This window comes from Carboxydothermus islandicus (assembly GCF_001950325.1).
In the GTDB taxonomy this organism is placed as follows: Bacteria; Bacillota; Z-2901; order Carboxydothermales; family Carboxydothermaceae; genus Carboxydothermus; species Carboxydothermus islandicus.
This window is the reverse complement of record NZ_BDJL01000117.1, coordinates 1-355: the sequence shown is the minus strand read 5'-3', so window position 1 is coordinate 355 and position 355 is coordinate 1. Positions and strand designations below refer to the sequence as shown.

The window sequence follows — 355 nt, the reverse complement described above, 5'->3', positions numbered from 1 at the left end:
TAATTCTTCTTCTTTCCGTTCACCGGTCTCATGGTCTTCATACCAGAATCTTACCCGTTCCCCGTCATACTCTATTATTCGATATTCCGCTATCGCCGGCCGTGCTAAGTATCTCCCTATGTATTTAGCAGCTCCTTTCGCACTTTCCATTCGCCGCTTTGCATATACGTAAAATCCTTTCGGATATCGTCTGTATAACTTGTTTATAAGTACTTTTGCTTTTATACTTCTAGGGTATTTTTGTTTTATTAAGTCAAGTAAAACTTTTTGCCATGCTTTTCTTAAATATTCGTACGGTATAAACCCCACTTCTTTCCATATTTTGTTCTTATCTATTGCTCCTTCGGTCACCAAT

The 355-nt window shown here is 38.0% G+C and carries 1 protein-coding gene; it reads right to left on the bottom strand.

Going from position 1 to position 355, the window contains the following annotated elements:
- Positions 1-355, bottom strand: a 355-nt coding sequence (locus ciss_RS09735; protein ID WP_174574977.1) for a transposase, incomplete at both ends; no start/stop codon positions are given.